The organism is Micromonospora citrea (assembly GCF_049629545.1).
In the GTDB taxonomy this organism is placed as follows: Bacteria; Actinomycetota; Actinomycetes; order Mycobacteriales; family Micromonosporaceae; genus Micromonospora; species Micromonospora citrea_A.
Genome location: NZ_JBNADX010000023.1, coordinates 42,748 through 58,779, shown reverse-complemented (window position 1 = coordinate 58,779; position 16,032 = coordinate 42,748). Strand labels below are relative to the sequence as shown.

The window sequence follows — 16,032 nt, the reverse complement described above, 5'->3', positions numbered from 1 at the left end:
GGGTCGGCGGGTGAGCGTTGAGACCGAACCCCGACGCCGGCGGCTGGAGCCCGACGCCCGCCGTGGGCAGATCCTCGCCTGCGCGGTCCGGCTCTTCGGCGCGCGCCCGTACGCGGACGTGTCGACCACGGACATCGCCCGCGAGGCCGGCGTGGCCCGGGGGCTGATCAACCACTACTTCGGCACCAAGAAGAACCTGTACCTCGAGGTCATCCGGGTGATGGTGACCGTCCCCGAGGTGGCCGTGCAGCGGCTGCCCGCCGGTGACCTGCGCACCCGGGTCGACGCCAGCGTCGCCTGGTTCCTCGACGTGGTCTCCCGGCACAGCACCTCATGGCTGGCGGCGGTCACCGCCGGCGGGATGGGCCACGACGCCGACGTCGCCCGGGTGCTCAGCGAGGCCGAGGAGGTCGCGGCGGACAGCGTGCTCGTCGCGGTCGGGCTGGCCGACGTCACCAGCCACCGTGAGGAGCTGCGCGGAATGATCCGCGCCTACGGCGGGCTGGCCACCTCGACCGCCCGGGAGTGGCTCCAGCGCGGCGCGCTGACCCGGGAGCAGGTGCACCTGCTGCTCGCCACCACCCTGCTGGCGATCGTGGAGCAGGTCGTGCCCGCCGTGGTCGCCGGCCCGGGGCGGTCACCGGACACCCGGCCGGCGGGCGTGCGGCGCGGCGGCGGGCGGTCAGCCGACGGCGTCGCGTAGCCGGGCCAGCGACTGTTCCTGGGCGCTGCGCAGCTCCCGCTCCAGCGGCCCGGCGACGGCGGCCACGGCGGTGCCCCGCACCTGCTGGCAGAGTCGCACCCGCGAGCCGCTCGGCGTCGGCTCGACCTCGTAGCTGCTGTGCAGCGTGATCCCCATCGGCCCGCTGCCGGTCATGGCGAGCAGGGCGTTCTCGGCGATCTCGGCCACCGTCCAGGTCACCTCGGCGGGCATGCCCATCACCCGCACCTTCTGGGTGAAGGTCGTGCCGTCGGTGAAGGCGGCCGGCTCGGCGCCCTGGTAGCCCAGGTGGGTGGTCTGCCAGCGGCCCAGCTCGGCCGGCCCGGCGAGCACCGGCCAGACCCGCTCGGGGGAGGCGGGCAGCTCCACGGTGGAGATCACGGTCGTCATGACCGGGACGCTACGAAGCTATTGGCAGCATGTCAACAAGCTGCTACGTTCGGCCGCATGACAGGCCCCGCCGGCGTCGACCCGGCCGCCGCGGTCCTCATCGGAGTCGGCCAGGCGGCCCACCGCGACCGCACCGCCGCCACCCCGGCAGCGGCGCTCATCCGCACGGCGGCCCAGCGGGCGCTGGACGACACCGGCGCCGCCGCGGCCGTCCGCGCCCGGCTGCGCACCGTCGGCGTCGCCCACTGCCTGAGCTGGTCCGCCACCGACCCGGCAGCCACCCTCGCCGCCACGCTCGGCGCTCCCGCCGGCCGTACCCTGAGCACCCACCCCGGCGGCACCGCGCCCCTGGACCTGCTGCACCACACCGCCGCGGTGATCCGGGCCGGCGACGACCAGGTGACACTGCTCGCCGGTGGCGAGGGCATCCGGGCACTGCGCGCCGGCCTCGCCGACGACCCGGAGACCCCCGACGTCCCCGGCGCCCCGCAGGTCCTCGGCACCGACCGCGCCCCGTCGCACCCGGCCGAGGAACGCGCCGGGCTCTACCAGCCGCTCAACTACTACCCCCTGTTCGAGAACGCGATCCGCGCCGCCGGCGGCTGGCCCGGCCTGCGCGCCACCGACGCCCCCGGCATCGTCCCCGTCGCCGAGCACACCAGTTGGCTCGGCGACCTGTGGGCCCGATTCGCCCAAATCGCCGCGGCCAACCCGTACGGGTGCGTCGACGGCGACCCACCCGACGCCGAGCGGATCACCACCCCCGGCCCGGCCAACCGGCTCATCGCCCACCCCTACCCGAAGCTGCTGACCGCGAACATCGCCGTCGACCAGGCCGCCGCCGTGCTGCTCTGCTCCGCCGGCACCGCCGCCGCCCTCGGCGTGCCCCGCGACCGGTGGGTCTTCGTCGCCGCCGGCGCCGGGGCCACCGACCACTGGCACGTCGGCGAACGTGCCCACCTGCACCGCTCACCCGCCATCGCGTCCGCCGGGCGGGCCGTGCTCGCCGCCGTCGGCCGGGGCGTCGACGACCTCGCCCACCTCGACCTCTACTCCTGCTTCCCGTCCGCCGTGCAGGTCGCCGCCGCCGAACTCGGCGTCGACCTCGACCGGCGCACCCCGACCGTCACCGGCGGCCTGACCTTCGCCGGCGGGCCCGCCAGCAGCTACACCTTCCACGCCCTCGCCGAGCTGACCGGGCGGTTGCGCGCCGGCGCGCCCGACGACGCCGCCCTGGCCACCGCCGTGGGTTGGTTCCTCACCAAACACGCCGTCACCGTCCTCACCGCCGCGCCACCGCGCACGCCCTTCCGGTACGCCGACGTGCAGGGCGAGGTGGACGCCACGCCACGCCGCCGGCTCACCGACGGGCACCGGGGCGAGGCCACCGTGGAGTCCTGGACCGCCACCTACGACCGCGACGGCGAGCCGTCCGCCGCGTACGCGAGCTGCCTGCTGCCTGACGGCGCCCGCGCCCTCGCCGGCAGCACCCACCCCGACACCGTCACCGCCGTGGCGCAGGCCGACCCGATCGGCGCCCGGGTACGCCTCGACGGCGACGGCACCTTCACCATCTGACCCGACCGGCGCGCAGCGCGGGTGAGGAGTGCACGACGTGGACAGTGACCGCACGCCCCGGGTGGCGATCATCGGCTCCGGGTTCGGCGGGGTGGCGGCCGCCGCCGCGCTCCTGCGGGCCGGCTACGACGACATCGTGCTGCTGGAGAAGGCCGACGGGATCGGCGGGGTGTGGCGCGACAACAGCTACCCCGGGTGCGCCTGCGACATCCCCGCACCGCTGTACTCGTACTCCTTCGCGCTCAACCCGGACTGGTCGCGGCGCTTCCCGTCGCACGCGGAGATCCTCACCTACCTGCGCCGCTGCGCCGACGACCTGGGCCTGACCGGCCGGGTCCGGCTGCGCACCGAGGTCACCGACGCCACCTGGGACGAGGCCGGCTCCTGCTGGCGGGTGCGCACCGCCACCGGCGAGGAACTGGTCGCCGACGTGCTGATCCCGGCGGTCGGGCAGCTCTCCCGGCCGGTGGTGCCGGCATTGCCCGGCGCGCGGCGCTTCCCGGGCCCGGCCGTGCACACCGCCCGCTGGGACCCGACGGTACGCATCGACGGCGCCCGGGTCGCCGTGGTCGGCACCGGCGCCAGCGCGATCCAACTGGTCCCGGCGATCGCCGGACGCGCCGCCCACGTCACCGTGTTCCAGCGCACCGCCCCGTGGACCCTGCCCAAACCGGACCGCCGCTACGGGGCGCTGCGCCGCGGCGCGTACCGGCGGTGGCCGTGGCTGATGCGCCTGCCCCGGGCCGGCGTCTGGGCGATGACCGTGGTGACCGGGCTCGCCGTCACCGGCAACCGGGCCGCCGGCGCCCTGCTGCGCGCGCTGTCGGCCGCGCAGCGCCGTTGGCAGGTCCGCGACCCCGACCTGCGCGCCCGGGTCACCCCGGACGAACCGATGGGCTGCAAGCGGGTGCTGTTCACCAGCGACTGGCTGCCCACCCTGACTCGACCCGACGTCGACCTGGTCACCGAGAAGATCGTCGAGGTCACCACGGACGGCATCCGCACCGCCGACGGCGTCACCCACCCGTGCGACGTGCTGGTCTACGGCACCGGCTTCGCCGCCACCGACTTCCTCACCCCGATCCGGGTGACCGGCCGCGACGGCCGCCGTCTGGACGAGGTGTGGCACGACGGCGCGCACGCCTATCTCGGCATGGCCGTGCCCGGCTTCCCGAACCTCTTCCTCATGTACGGCCCCAACACCAACACCGGCAACACCTCGGTCGTCTACTTCCACGAGGCCCAGGCGCGCTACATCGCCCAGGCGGTACGCCTGATCGCCGCCGGCGGGCCACCGTTGGACGTGCGCGCGGGCGTGGCCGCCGCCTACGACGCCGACCTGCAACGGCGGCTCGCCGGCAGTGTCTGGACCGGGTGTCAGAGCTGGTACCGCACCCCCGGCGGTCGGGTCGTCACCAACTGGCCCGGCCTGGCGGGGGAGTACCGGCGCGCCACGGCCCGGCTCCGGCCCGCCGACTACGGCCGGCCGCCCACCTGAGCGACCTGCGGCGCCGTTCCCCGGCCCTGCGCGCGGGCGACCTGCGGCCCCGGGCCTGGTCGGTGCGCGCCTGATGTCCGGCAGGTGGGCGCGACCGGATCAGTGGCCCAGCCGTTGCCGGGCGAGGAACGCCGGCACCACCATCCGCCACGCCTCGGTGACCAGTCCGGTCATCTGCGCCCCGTCGAGCCGCTCGACCCGGCAGCACACCCAGTTGAACCGCAGGTCGGACGCGGGCGGCAGCAGGAACAGCTGCGGGTCGGCCGTGACGAGACCGGCGCGCTGCTCCTTCGGGAAGGCGAATCCCATGGTCTGCTCGTCGCGCGAGAACGCCACGTACACCAGCCGGCCGACCCGGAACTTCACCCGGTCGTGGATCAGGTGCTCGCTGCTGCGGGGCAGGGTCCGGGCCAGGGCGCGGACGTCGGCGACGGTGACCACCCCGCCACCGTAGCGCCGCCCCCCGACACGCCGACCGGCTCGCGGGGTCCGTGTCCCGGGCCCGCGAGCCGGCCGGCAGGCGTCGGCTACCGTCCGGCCGCCACCAGCAGCCCGGCCACGGCGTCGACCGTGCCCGGGTGTGCCGCCAGCAGCGCGGCCACCTCCGAGGCGCCCGGCGGCCCGTCCACCGGCCGCCAGGCGGCGTCGCAGCCGAGCAGCGCCGCCACCGCGTCCACCGGCTCCGGGTGTGCGGCGAGCAGCGCGGCGACCGGCCCCGCCGCGACGGCCGGGGTGGCCGGCACCGCCGGCGCGGGCGCGATCCACGGCGGCACCCAGGCGTCCAGCGCCGGCAGGGTGCCGGGGAAGGTCCGCCCCGCCTCGCGGACCAGCAGCGGCACCAGCTCCGGGCCCTGGTCGCGCAGGGTGGTGATCAGCGTCGGCAGCCAGGGCAGCAGCACCGGGTCGGGCAGCCGGGCGAACGCGGTCGACATCGTCTCCACCACGAACGGCGCCAGCGCCGGCACCGGCTCCAACGCCTGCACGAACCCGGAGAGGTACTGCGGGAACGCCGGCACCACCAGCGGGTTGCCGAGCAGCTCCGCGCAGCGCTCCCGCAGCTCGGCCAGCGAGAGCAGACCCAGCTGGTGCCGGGCGGCCCAGAGCAGGGCCACCTTCGCCGGGGTCTCCGGATGCGACTGCGCGACGGCGAGTTCGAGCTGCGAGCGGTCGCAGCCCAGCGACAGCGCCAGCCCCTCCATGCCGAACAGGAAGCCCAGCATCGCCCCGACCTGGCGGACGCCGGTCTCCTCGTCCACCACGGCGGTGGGCAGCAGGGTGCAGTAGTGCGCGTACCCGGTGGTGACGAACGCCCGGCACCAGGCGGGCAGCGCTCCCGACGCCCGATGGTGGGCGAGCAGCCGACGGATGCGGCGCAGCACCTCCGGGGCGTCGTCGACGGTGCGCTCGGCGGCGAGCAGCTCCACCGCCCGGGCGCCCAGTTCGTCGACCAGGCGAGGGCTGTCCAGCAGCCGGATGGCGTCCTCGACCGCCCCGAGGGCGACCGCCGCCGTCGCCCGGGGACCCCGCACCGCCCGGCGCAGCCGCTGCTCCAGCACCTGCTCGACGGTCACCCCCTCGTACCCCAGCTCGATCAGGGCACGCTGGTTGCGGCCCAGCGCCAGGTCCCAGCTCTCCTGGATCGACCGGTGCCCCAGCCGGCGCTCGCCCATGATCGGGCGGACCGCGTCCGGCGGGAGCAGGTGCCGCAGCATCCACAGCAGATCCGAGCAGGGCGCCAGCGCCGGATCGCCGTGCAGGTCCAGCAGCGCCCGCTGCACGGTCCGTTTCTCCAGGTCCAGCCCGAGCGGGGCCAACCGGTCCAGCACGTCGCGGGCCAGCGGCGGCAGGGCGTCGTAGCCGACCTGGCCGACCCGGTCGCCGCCGAGCAGGATCTCGCAGAGCCGCCGGACGTCGCGCCGGCCGGGCACCACGTCCTTCTCGATGCAGGTGACGGCCGCGTCGGCGAAGTCGTACGGGGTGGGGCGGGCCCGGTTGCGCAGCCCGGCCAGCAGGATCGACGTCTCGAACACCGCGATCGCGTCGGCCGTGCTGGCCAGGTAGCCGTTGCGTCGGGCCAGCCGCACGATGTCGACGCACCAGCCCCGCAGCTCCGCCTCGTCCAGGCCGCCCGGGGTGGGCGGCGCGGCCAGGAACCCGGAGAGCCGGTCGGTGACCGGGGCGGCGGGGGAGGGAGCGGGCCCGCCCTTGCCGCGCCGGGTACGCCCACCGCGCTGCCCGTCCAGGCGGAACGGGACCAGACCGGAGCGGGAGACCGCCTTCGTCCAGGCCGCGGCCGCGATGGAGACCGAGCCGGAGGCGAGGCCGAACTGCGCCTCGATCGCGGAATGGCTGGACGGGATCAGCCCGTAACGCCAGCGGGTGCCGGTGCGCGGAGTGATCTCGAAGGGCGGGGCGTCGGCGGCGAGCCCGAACTGCTCGACCCGGCTGGCGGCGTGGAACGCCCCGCACACGTAGAGACAGTCGGCCGGGTCGGCCCCGGACGCGGTCAGGTGCTGCCGCATCCGCGTCCACATGTAGCGCTCCCGGTCCTCGTCCCGGTCGGTCCGGTCCGACCCGGCCGGGCGCAGCCGCCGGAACAGGCTGCCGATGAGCACCATCACCTGCCGGTAGGTGTCGTGGTCGGCGTCGGCGAGGGGCTGCTCGACGTACTGGTCCCACCACTCCGACCAGTGCCGCACCTTGCCGTGGTGCAGCAGGTACGCCTCCAGCTCCGCGAAGCGGGGCCGCAGCTCGCCGATCTCCACCCCGACCGCGTCGCCGTGCAGCGCGGCGTCCTCGTCGAGGGCCGCCGGCGGCTCGGTGTCACCGCCCTCGGCGGGGGTGTCGTCGCGGGGCGTCCACTGGAAGACGTGGTCGGTGGAGCGGTCGACCAGCACCAGCTCGACGCCCGGGGTCTCCAGCGCGTACGCGATGGCCTGGTACTCGGCGGAGGCCTCGGTGACCGGCGCGACGACGCTGAGCGGGCCCCACTCGGCGGGGAAGCCCTCCAGTTCCGAGGCGAACGCCTGCACGGCCACCGGCAGGCGGCAGTTGCGCAGCTCGCCCAACAGCGGCTGGAGATCCTCGCAGAGCTCCAGGTAGATCACCTTGGGCTGCTTGGCCCGTAGCCGGCGCACCATCGCCAGCGCGGAGGCCGGCGAGTGGTGGCAGACCGGGAAGATCTCCAGCGGCTCGCCGAGGGCGCGGTCGACGTCGTCGACCATGCCGGCGAGGATGCCGGCCACCGCGTCGGGTGACCCGCCGAAGGTGGCCGCCGCCTCGGCGAGCTGCTCACGCAGCACCGCGAACGGGCCGGTGGGGGCGGGCACGGTCATGACAGCGACGCGATCGCCTGGCGGCCGCCGTCGAGGAAGCCCTCCCAGCCGCCGCCGTCCTGCTTGGCCCGCGGCTCGACCACGCCGTGCAGGTACTTGTTGAGGATCGCCAGGTCTTCCGGGCTGCGCCGGGCCAGCGAGCCCATCAGCGACCCGGCGAGGGTCTCCGGGCGCAGGGTACGGTCGCCGAAGAACTGGCTGTGCAGGATCGCGTCCTCCAGCACACCGATCTGCTCGGCGGTGGACAGCGCCGACTCCAGCTTCTCGTCGTCGCTGGTCGCCGACGCGGCGGCGGCCCGCAGGTCGGCGAAGCTCTGCAGCAGGATGTCCAGCAGGGTCGGTGGCACGTCCAGTTCGATGGAGTGCCGGCGCAGCAGCTCCTCGGTGCGGAACCGGACGATCTCCGCCTCGCTGCGCTTGTTGGTCACCACCGGGATGCGGACGAAGTTGAACCGCCGCTTCAACGCCGACGACAGGTCGTTGACGCCGCGGTCGCGGCTGTTCGCGGTGGCGATGACCGAGAAACCGGGCTTGGCGAACACGATGTTGTCGTCGTTGAGCTCGGGGATGGAGACGTACTTCTCCGACAGGATCGAGATCAGCGCGTCCTGCACGTCGCTGGTGGAGCGGGTCAGCTCCTCGAAGCGGCCGATGACGCCCCGCTCCATGGCGGTCATGATCGGCGAGGGGATCATCGACTCGCGGGACTGCCCGCGGGCGATGACCATGGAGACGTTCCAGGAGTACTTGATGTGGTCCTCGGTGGTGCCGGCGGTGCCCTGCACCACCAGGGTGGAGTTGCGGCAGATCGCGGCGGACAGCAGCTCGGCCAGCCAGCTCTTGCCGGTGCCCGGGTCACCGATCAGCAGCAGGCCCCGGTCGGAGGCCAGCGTGACGATGCTCCGCTCGACGAAGCTGCGGTCGCCGAACCACTTCTGCGCGATCTCCCGGTCCAGGCCGTCGGCCCGCTCGGAGCCCAGGACGAACAGCCGCACCATGCGCGGGCTCAGTCGCCAGGAGAACGGCTTCGGCCCGGTGTCGACCGACTCCAGGTAGTCGAGTTCGTCGGCGTACTTGACCTCGGCGGGGGCACGCAACATCTCGGACATGTGGTGATGACTCCTAGGTGAGGAAGCTCTTGAGCTCGAAGACGAGTTTGCGGATGTGACCGGAGATGACCGGGGTGCCCAGGTCCTTGAAGCGCTGCCGGAACCACGGGTTCACGCTCTGCTGGCCGGAGCTGTTGACCGAGCCGACCGGGATGAACCGCACCCCGGAGCGGTGCACGGCCTCGATGCCGTCGAACAGGGGCTGGGACCGGTCGAACTCGTAGAAGTCCGAGATCCACACCATGACGGTGTTCCTCGGCTCGACGATCTTCGGCCGGGCGAGCGCCATCGCCACCGGGCCGTCGTTGCCCCCGCCCAGGTTGGTACGCAGCAGCACCTCGAACGGGTCGTGCACCCACGGCGTCAGGTCCAGCGCCCGGGTGTCGTACGCGATGAGGTGCACGTCCACCTTGGGCAGCCCCGCGAAGATCGACGCGAGGATGGTGCAGTTGACCATCGAGTCGACCATCGAGCCGGACTGGTCCACCACCACGATCAGCCGCGACGGCGTGGTCTTGCGGGCGGTCTGCCGGTAGTAGAGCCGGTCGACGTAGAGCCGCTCGTCGTCCGGGCTCCAGTTGGTCAGGTTCTGCCAGATGGTGCGGTCCAGGTCGAGGTTGCGGAACACCCGCTTCGGCGGCACCGACCGGTCGATCGTCCCGACGCTGGTCTGCTCGACCTGTGTGCGCAGCACCTGGGCGACCTCGTCGACGAAGCGCCGGATCAGCGCCTTGGCGTTGGCCAGCGCCACCCCGGACAGGTTCGCCTTGTCCCGCAGCAACTGCTCGATCAGCGACATGCTCGGGGTCAGCCGGGCGGCCAGCGCCGGATCGGCCAGCACCTCGCGCAGGTGCATCCGGCGCACCAGGTCGCCCTCCAGCCCGGCCAGCGTGCCGCCCAGTCCGGCGCTCTGCCGGCGCAGCTCGCCCGGCGCCGCACCGCACGCCTGCTCGAACCAGCCGGCGTCGGACTGCCAGCGGGCCAACTGCCCGGCGCTGACCGGCCCCGCGCCGGTGGCGAAGACGTTGAGCAGCAGCTTCGACACCAGCGCGGCCCGGCGCACCTCGGCCGCACCCGGCCGGTGCGCGTCGGCGGCGCCGGCCTCGGGGGCGGACCCGGGGGACGTCGCCACCCCGGGTGGGTTCTCGTCGGTGGGGGCCAGCAGGCCGCGCAGCTCGTCGGCGAGCGCCGGGAAGCGCTGCACCACGGTGTCCACCGCGACGGCCGGGTCGAGCAGCGCCGCCGGCAGGCCGAGGTCGTCGACGACGGCCACGCTCGCCGACTCCAGGGTGGGCTGCTCGTCCGGGTCGAACAGCCGGGCCAGCAGCCGCCAGTACAGCACCTGCCGCCGGTTGGCGTCGGCGAGGTCGTGGGTGGGGATCGGCTCGGTCATCGGCGCAGCAACCGTCCCGCGCGCTCGCGCAGCACGGCCACGACGTCGCCCGCCCTGGCCTCGGCCTTGGCCACCTTCGGGTCGGTCACGCCGCACGCCCAGTCGCCGTTGTGGACCTCCACCACCTTGCGCTTGACGGTCGAGCGGACCGCGAGCGGCTGCACCAGCCACCGGCCGGCGTCCCAGCGGGCCAGGCCGATGCAGGCCGACGAGCCGGCGACCAGCTCCGGGGTGACCGGTCCGCAGGACGGCAGGCGCTCGACCGCCACGGCGAGCCGCTGCCCGTCCAGCTCCAGTTCGACACCGCCGTCGGCGCGGTGCACCGTGTAGCCCTCCAGCAGCACCGGCTCGGCGAGCACGGCCGGGTGCCGGTCCAGCGGCGGCGCGGCCGACGCCACGGCGGCGGGCAGCAGGACCCGCGCGGTGGCGAACGGGTCGGCCGGCTCGGCGGGGCGTACCGCGTCGTCGTGCCAGAGCAGGTCCGCACCGTGCAACGGCAGGTCGTCGACGGTCACGGCGCGCCGCTGCGCCAGCACGGTCAGCAGGACGGGGTGGGCCTGCAGCAGCTGCCACAGCGCCGGGCCGGAGATCGTGTCGACCTTCGCGGCGCCCACCGCGGTACGCACCAGGCGGGCCGGGCCCCCGTCGGCCGGTTCGAGGACGCCGTGCAGCTGGACCTGCACCGCCGTGTCGTGTTCGTGCACGTCCACCCCGAGCGGCAGCAGCCGGCCGGAGACCCGCTGCACCACCCCCGGGCTGACCGGCCCGGCCTGGGCCAGCAGCATTCCTCGGCTCCAGAGGTCGGCCCAGCGGCGGCTCGGCGCCTGCGGCATCGTCGCGACCGGGACGCAGGCCCGAAGCTCGGCCGCGAGGCCGTCGAGCAGCACCGCCAGCCGGCGCGTGCCCGGCGTGGCCAGGGCTGACTCGATCGGGGCGTCGGCGGCGGCGAGCAGCTCGTGGTCGACGCCGCGCCAGCCGGTCACCGCCAGCTCGTGCAGCCAGGCCCGCGCGCCGGCCGGGTCGGGCGTCACCTCGGTCGGCCCGGCCGCCGGCGCGGGCGTCCACGCCCGGCGCTCGCGCCCCAACGCGGCGTCGAGCCGGGCCAGCAGGGCGTCGTGGGCGGCGCCGAACAGCGCCGTGCGCGCCCCGGCGAGCACGGCGAGGTGCTCCTCGGCGACGGAGCCGGCGGTCACCTTGCCCACCGCCTCGGCCACCCGGTCGGCCAGCGGGGTGGACGCCACCGCCCCGGCGAGGGCGGCCAGCGCGGCCGCGTCGGCCTCGCCGACCCGGGCCAGGCCCCGGATCAGGGCGTCGTCGAAGCCGGCGGCGACGTCGAGCGCGTCGGCCAGCCCGGCCGGTTCGCCGTCGTGCAGCGCGGTGAGGTGGGTGCCCAGCATCAGCGGCCCGCCCCGGTCGCCGGGAACCAGTGCAGCTCGGGCGCCGGGGTGGCGCTGCCGGGCAGCTCCAGGTAGGCCAGGTGGCGCAGGAAGCGGCTGAACACCACCGCGGCGGAGGTCGGCTCGTGCCGAGCGTCCAACCGGCTCATCAGCTGCGCGCCGGTCTGCACCCCGTCGCCGGCCTCGACCCGCAGGTAGCGGGCGACCCGGTCGACGCCGTACTGGAGCACCGCCTCGTCGGCCAGTGCGTGCAGGTGCTTGCAGGGGGTGCCCCGCAGGCCGCCGCAAGGCCGGTTGTTGTTGGTGCTGCAGTGGTAGGCATGGGTGCCCGAGGCGACCGACGAGACGTACACCCGCTCGACGTCCGACCCGCTGGACACCACCCCCTGGAGCCGCCCGTCGGCCAGCTCCACGAAGGGCACCTTGGCCAGTTTGCGGGGCCGGGCGGGCGGCACCACCCGCACCGCGCTGCGCCGCTGGGCGGCCCCGTCCACGTCCGTCACTTCCGACCTCCCCGCCCGCCGGGAGACCGGCGACGCCCATGGTGAAGCGGCCGTCGGATCGCACCGACGCCGCCGTGACGACATGGATCATGGACCACGGGTACGACACGAATCCACGCCGGACACGCGGCGGCCCGGCCGGCGTCGCCGACCGGGCCGCGCTCGGGCGGTCAGGTCGGCAGGAAGGGCCGTTCGGCGCGGGAGGTGGCCGGACTCCGGTCGGGCGCCCGGAGTCGAGAGCGGGCATCGATGTGAGCGCTCACAGGGCGAAAGTATTGCCGGGGCATGTCCGACGGTCAACAGCCTCGTGGCGGGAGTGTCCGTCCGTCCGATGGCCGGTGACGTCCCGCCCGGTCGACCGCGCCGAGGCGGCTGTTCCGCGCTCGTCACCAGTGACCGCCCCCGCCCTCGTATCGACCGAGGTGAGAGCCGCTGTCCCCGTCGGGGGTGCCGGCCGAGTCCCGGACGGGGGCGCGCGGGGATGTCGAAGATGTTTCGGGACACGTCTTGACGGCCGCCCATGTGAGCGCTAACACTATGCGCAGCAGGCCACGGGAGGATGGGCATGGACGAAGCTGCAGGGCCGGACGACCGGTACGTCGTCGGCGTCGACTTCGGCACGTTGTCGGGGCGGGCACTGGTGGTACGGGTCGCCGACGGCGCCGAGCTGGGCACCGCGGTGCACGAGTACCGCCACGCGGTCATGGACACCGCGCTCACCGCCGCCGACGCCCGGCCCCTGCCGGCGGACTGGGCGCTGCAGGACCCCGAGGACTACCGCGAGGTGCTGCGGCAGGCCGTGCCCGCGGCGCTGGCCGCCAGCGGCGTCGACCCCGCCCGGGTGATCGGCATCGGCATCGACTTCACCGCCTGCACGGTGCTGCCCACCCTGGCCGACGGCACCCCGCTGTGCGAGGTGCCCGAGCTGCGCACCCGGCCGCACGCCTGGGTGAAGCTGTGGAAGCACCACGCCGCCCAGCGGCAGGCCGACCGGATCAACGCCCTCGCCCACGAGCGCGGCGAACCCTGGATCGGCCGCTACGGCGGCAAGATCTCCGCCGAGTGGCAGTACGCCAAGGCCCTGCAACTGCTGGAGGAGGACCCGGAGCTCTACGCCCGCGCCGAGCGCTGGATCGAGGCCGCCGACTGGATCGTCTGGCAACTCTGCGGCACCGAGACCCGCAACGTGTGCACCGCCGGCTACAAGGGAATCCGCCAGGACGGCCGCTACCCGTCCCGGGACTACCTCGCCGCGCTGCACCCGGACTTCACCGACCTCGTCGCCAAGCTCGACGGTCCGCTCCTGCCGCTGGGCGTCCGGGCCGGCGGGCTCACCGCGCAGGCCGCCGCCTGGACCGGCCTGCCCGAGGGCGTCGCGGTCGCGGTGGGCAACGTGGACGCCCACGTCACCGCCGCGGCCGCCCGGGCCCTCGAACCGGGTCGGCTGGTCGCCATCATGGGCACCTCCACCTGCCACGTCGTCAACGGCACCCGGCTGGCCGAGGTCGCCGGCATGTGCGGCGTGGTCGACGGCGGGATCAGCGCCGGCTCCTGGGGCTACGAGGCGGGCCAGAGCGGGGTCGGGGACATCTTCGGCTGGTACGTCGAGCACGCCGCACCCGCCGGCTGGGCCTCGCACGAGGCGCTGAGCGAGGCCGCGGCCGCCCAACCCGTCGGCGCGCACGGCCTGATCGCGCTCGACTGGTGGAACGGCAACCGCTCCCTGCTGGTCAACCACGACCTCAGCGGCGTCCTCGTCGGGCTCACCCTGGCCACCCGCCCCCCGGACGTCTACCGCGCGCTGCTGGAGTCCACCGCGTACGGCACCCGGATGATCATCGAGGCGTTCGCCGACGCGGGAGTGCCGGTGGACGAGGTGATCGTCGCCGGTGGGCTCACCGCCAACACGTTGCTGATGCAGATCTACGCCGACGTCACCCGGCGGCCGCTGGGCATCATCGGCTCGACGCAGGGCCCGGCGCTGGGCTCGGCGATCCACGCGGCGGTGGCCGCCGGGGCGTACCCCGACGTGCCGGCCGCCTCGGCGGCGATGGGCCGGGTGGACCGCGACGTGTACCGGCCCGACCCGCAGCGCGCCCGCGCCTACGACGACCTGTACGCCGAGTACCGCCGCCTGCACGACCACTTCGGCCGCGGCGGCGACGACACGCTGCTGCGGCTGCGGGCCATCCGCAACGCCGCCCGGCAGGCGGCCGACCCGACCCCGGCCACCGAGGCCGCGGCCCCCCTGGAGGTGATGGCATGAGCGTCGCCCTGCCCGCCGAGGTGGCCCGGCTGCGGGAGACCGTGGCGGGCCTGCACGCCGAACTGGTCCGCTACCAGTTGGTGGCGTGGACGGCCGGGAACGTCTCGGCCCGGGTGCCCGGGCGGGACCTGATGGTCATCAAGCCCAGCGGGGTGTCCTACGACGACCTGCGTCCGGAGAACATGATCGTCTGCGACCTCGACGGGGTGGTGGTCGACGGCGACCTCGCGCCGTCCAGCGACACCGCCGCGCACGCCTACGTCTACCGGGCGATGCCCGAGGTGGGCGGGGTGGTGCACACCCACAGCGGGTACGCCACCGCCTGGGCGGCGCGCGGCGAGCCCATCCCGTGCCACCTGACCGCCCAGGCCGACGAGTTCGGCGGCGAGATCCCGGTGGGTCCCTTCGCCCTGATCGGCGGCGACGACATCGGCAAGGGGATCGTGGCGACCCTGTCCGGGCACCGCTCGCCGGCGGTGCTGATGCGCAACCACGGCGTCTTCACCATCGGCCGGGACGCCCGGGCGGCGGTGAAGGCGGCGGTGATGTGCGAGGACGTGGCCCGCACCGCGCACCTGACCCGGGCGCTCGGCACGCCGGCGCCGATGGCCCGCGCCGACATCGACTCGCTCTACGACCGTTACCAGAACGTCTACGGCCAGCCGGGCACGCGTTCCGCCGCCCGCTGACCCGTCCGTGCTCCGACCGGACCCGCCCCCGCGGACCGGCCGGCCGATCGCATCACCGCACCACCCACCCGGTCCGGCGCCGTCCGGCGTGCCGTGCCGACCCGGCCGGGTGGCACCCCCACCTCACCCCCGAAGGAGTCACCGGCATGGTGCACATCCGTACCACCATCACCCGTCGCGGGCTCGGCGCCCTGCTCGCCGCCGGCCTGTTGGCGACCGGCCTGTCCGGCTGCGGCAACAGTGACACCGGCGGTGACGCCGGCGGCGACGACAAGATCGTCCTCGGGTTCTCCCAGGTCGGCGCGGAGAGCGGCTGGCGTACGGCGAACACCAACTCGATCAAGGAAGCCGCCGGGACGGCCGGCATCGAGCTGAAGTTCGACGACGCCCAGCAGAAGCAGGAGAACCAGATCAAGGCGATCCGCAACTTCATCCAGCAGAAGGTGGACGTGATCGCCTTCTCGCCGGTGGTGGAGTCCGGCTGGGACACCGTGCTCAAGGAGGCCAAGGACGCCAAGATCCCGGTGATCCTCACCGACCGCAGCGTCGACTCCGCCGACAAGACCCTCTACAAGACCTTCATCGGTTCGGACTTCGTCAAGGAGGGCCGCCTGTCCGGTGAGTGGCTGGTCGAGCAGACCAAGTCCGCGACCGGGCCGGTGAACATCGTCGAGCTGCAGGGCACCACCGGCTCGGCCCCGGCGAACGACCGCAAGAAGGGCTTCGCCGAGGCGATCGCGGTCAACCCCAACCTCAAGGTCGTCGCGTCGCAGAGCGGTGACTTCACCCGGGCCGGCGGCAAGCAGGTCATGGAGCAGTTCCTCAAGGCCAACCCGAAGATCGACGTGCTCTTCGCGCACAACGACGACATGGGCCTCGGCGCGCTGGAGGCGATCACCGCGGCCGGCAAGGTGCCCGGCAAGGACATCACCATCATCACCATCGACGCGGTCAAGGACGGCATGCAGGCCCTGGCCGACGGCAAGTTCAACTTCATCGCCGAGTGCAGCCCGCTGCTCGGGCCCCAGCTGATGGACCTGGTGAAGAAGGTGCACGCCGGTGAGTCGGTGCCCACCCGGGTGGAGACCGAGGAGACCACGTTCACCGTCGAGCAGGCCAAGGCCGCGCTGCCGACGCGCAAGTACTGACCCGC

General features: G+C 74.4%; 13 protein-coding genes. 6 read left to right on the top strand and 7 right to left on the bottom strand.

Translation table 11 applies throughout. The features are described from left to right. Positions 1–10 precede the first annotated feature (10 nt). A complete protein-coding gene (locus tag ACPFP2_RS22660) occupies positions 11–703 on the top strand; it encodes a TetR/AcrR family transcriptional regulator (RefSeq protein WP_424091186.1) in 693 nt (230 codons plus the stop codon). Here ACPFP2_RS22660 and ACPFP2_RS22655 read toward each other — a convergent pair. Continuing rightward, the gene (locus tag ACPFP2_RS22655; protein WP_424091185.1) at positions 683–1,111 is read right to left on the bottom strand and encodes a type II toxin-antitoxin system Rv0910 family toxin; all 429 of its coding nucleotides are present in this window, start codon (positions 1,109–1,111) and stop codon (positions 683–685) included. The genes ACPFP2_RS22660 and ACPFP2_RS22655 overlap by 21 nt on opposite strands. Positions 1,112–1,168: 57 nt before the next feature. Here ACPFP2_RS22655 and ACPFP2_RS22650 point away from each other — a divergent pair, with 57 nt between their 5' ends. Both ACPFP2_RS22650 and ACPFP2_RS22645 read left to right on the top strand, forming a co-directional pair. After that, complete coding sequence (locus ACPFP2_RS22650; protein WP_424091184.1) at positions 1,169–2,689, top strand: hypothetical protein; 1,521 nt, start codon at positions 1,169–1,171, stop codon at positions 2,687–2,689. A gap of 37 nt (positions 2,690–2,726) precedes the next feature. Continuing rightward, entirely contained in the window at positions 2,727–4,187 is a 1,461-nt protein-coding gene (locus tag ACPFP2_RS22645) for a flavin-containing monooxygenase (RefSeq protein WP_424091183.1), read from the top strand. A 99-nt stretch (positions 4,188–4,286) separates the two neighbouring features. Here the strand turns inward: ACPFP2_RS22645 and ACPFP2_RS22640 are convergent, their stop codons facing one another. From ACPFP2_RS22640 to ACPFP2_RS22615, 6 genes are all read right to left on the bottom strand, one after another. Next, entirely contained in the window at positions 4,287–4,628 is a 342-nt protein-coding gene (locus tag ACPFP2_RS22640; RefSeq protein WP_424091182.1) for an MmcQ/YjbR family DNA-binding protein, read from the bottom strand. A gap of 86 nt (positions 4,629–4,714) precedes the next feature. Continuing rightward, positions 4,715–7,522, bottom strand: coding sequence for a hypothetical protein (locus ACPFP2_RS22635; protein ID WP_424091181.1), 2,808 nt, complete (start codon positions 7,520–7,522; stop codon positions 4,715–4,717). Then, positions 7,519–8,631, bottom strand: a complete 1,113-nt coding sequence (locus ACPFP2_RS22630) for an ATP-binding protein (protein ID WP_424091180.1) — start codon at positions 8,629–8,631, stop codon at positions 7,519–7,521. The genes ACPFP2_RS22635 and ACPFP2_RS22630 overlap by 4 nt, the downstream gene beginning before the upstream one ends. Before the next feature lie 13 nt (positions 8,632–8,644). Continuing rightward, on the bottom strand, positions 8,645–10,024 hold the full coding sequence (locus ACPFP2_RS22625) for a vWA domain-containing protein (protein ID WP_424091179.1): 1,380 nt from the start codon (positions 10,022–10,024) through the stop codon (positions 8,645–8,647). Further along, complete coding sequence (locus tag ACPFP2_RS22620; RefSeq protein ID WP_424091178.1) at positions 10,021–11,421, bottom strand: hypothetical protein; 1,401 nt, start codon at positions 11,419–11,421, stop codon at positions 10,021–10,023. The genes ACPFP2_RS22625 and ACPFP2_RS22620 overlap by 4 nt, the downstream gene beginning before the upstream one ends. Then, positions 11,421–11,924, bottom strand: coding sequence for a hypothetical protein (locus tag ACPFP2_RS22615; protein WP_424091177.1), 504 nt, complete (start codon positions 11,922–11,924; stop codon positions 11,421–11,423). The genes ACPFP2_RS22620 and ACPFP2_RS22615 overlap by 1 nt, the downstream gene beginning before the upstream one ends. Positions 11,925–12,489: 565 nt before the next feature. Here ACPFP2_RS22615 and araB point away from each other — a divergent pair. The 3 genes from araB (at position 12,490) to ACPFP2_RS22600 (ending at position 16,027) form a co-directional block, all read left to right on the top strand. Then, positions 12,490–14,190, top strand: coding sequence for a ribulokinase (gene araB, locus ACPFP2_RS22610; RefSeq protein ID WP_424091176.1), 1,701 nt, complete (start codon positions 12,490–12,492; stop codon positions 14,188–14,190). Beyond that, a complete protein-coding gene (locus ACPFP2_RS22605; protein WP_424091175.1) occupies positions 14,187–14,879 on the top strand; it encodes an L-ribulose-5-phosphate 4-epimerase in 693 nt (230 codons plus the stop codon). The genes araB and ACPFP2_RS22605 overlap by 4 nt, the downstream gene beginning before the upstream one ends. Positions 14,880–15,025: 146 nt before the next feature. Beyond that, positions 15,026–16,027, top strand: a complete 1,002-nt coding sequence (locus ACPFP2_RS22600; protein ID WP_424091174.1) for an ABC transporter substrate-binding protein — start codon at positions 15,026–15,028, stop codon at positions 16,025–16,027. Positions 16,028–16,032: the final 5 nt, after the last annotated feature.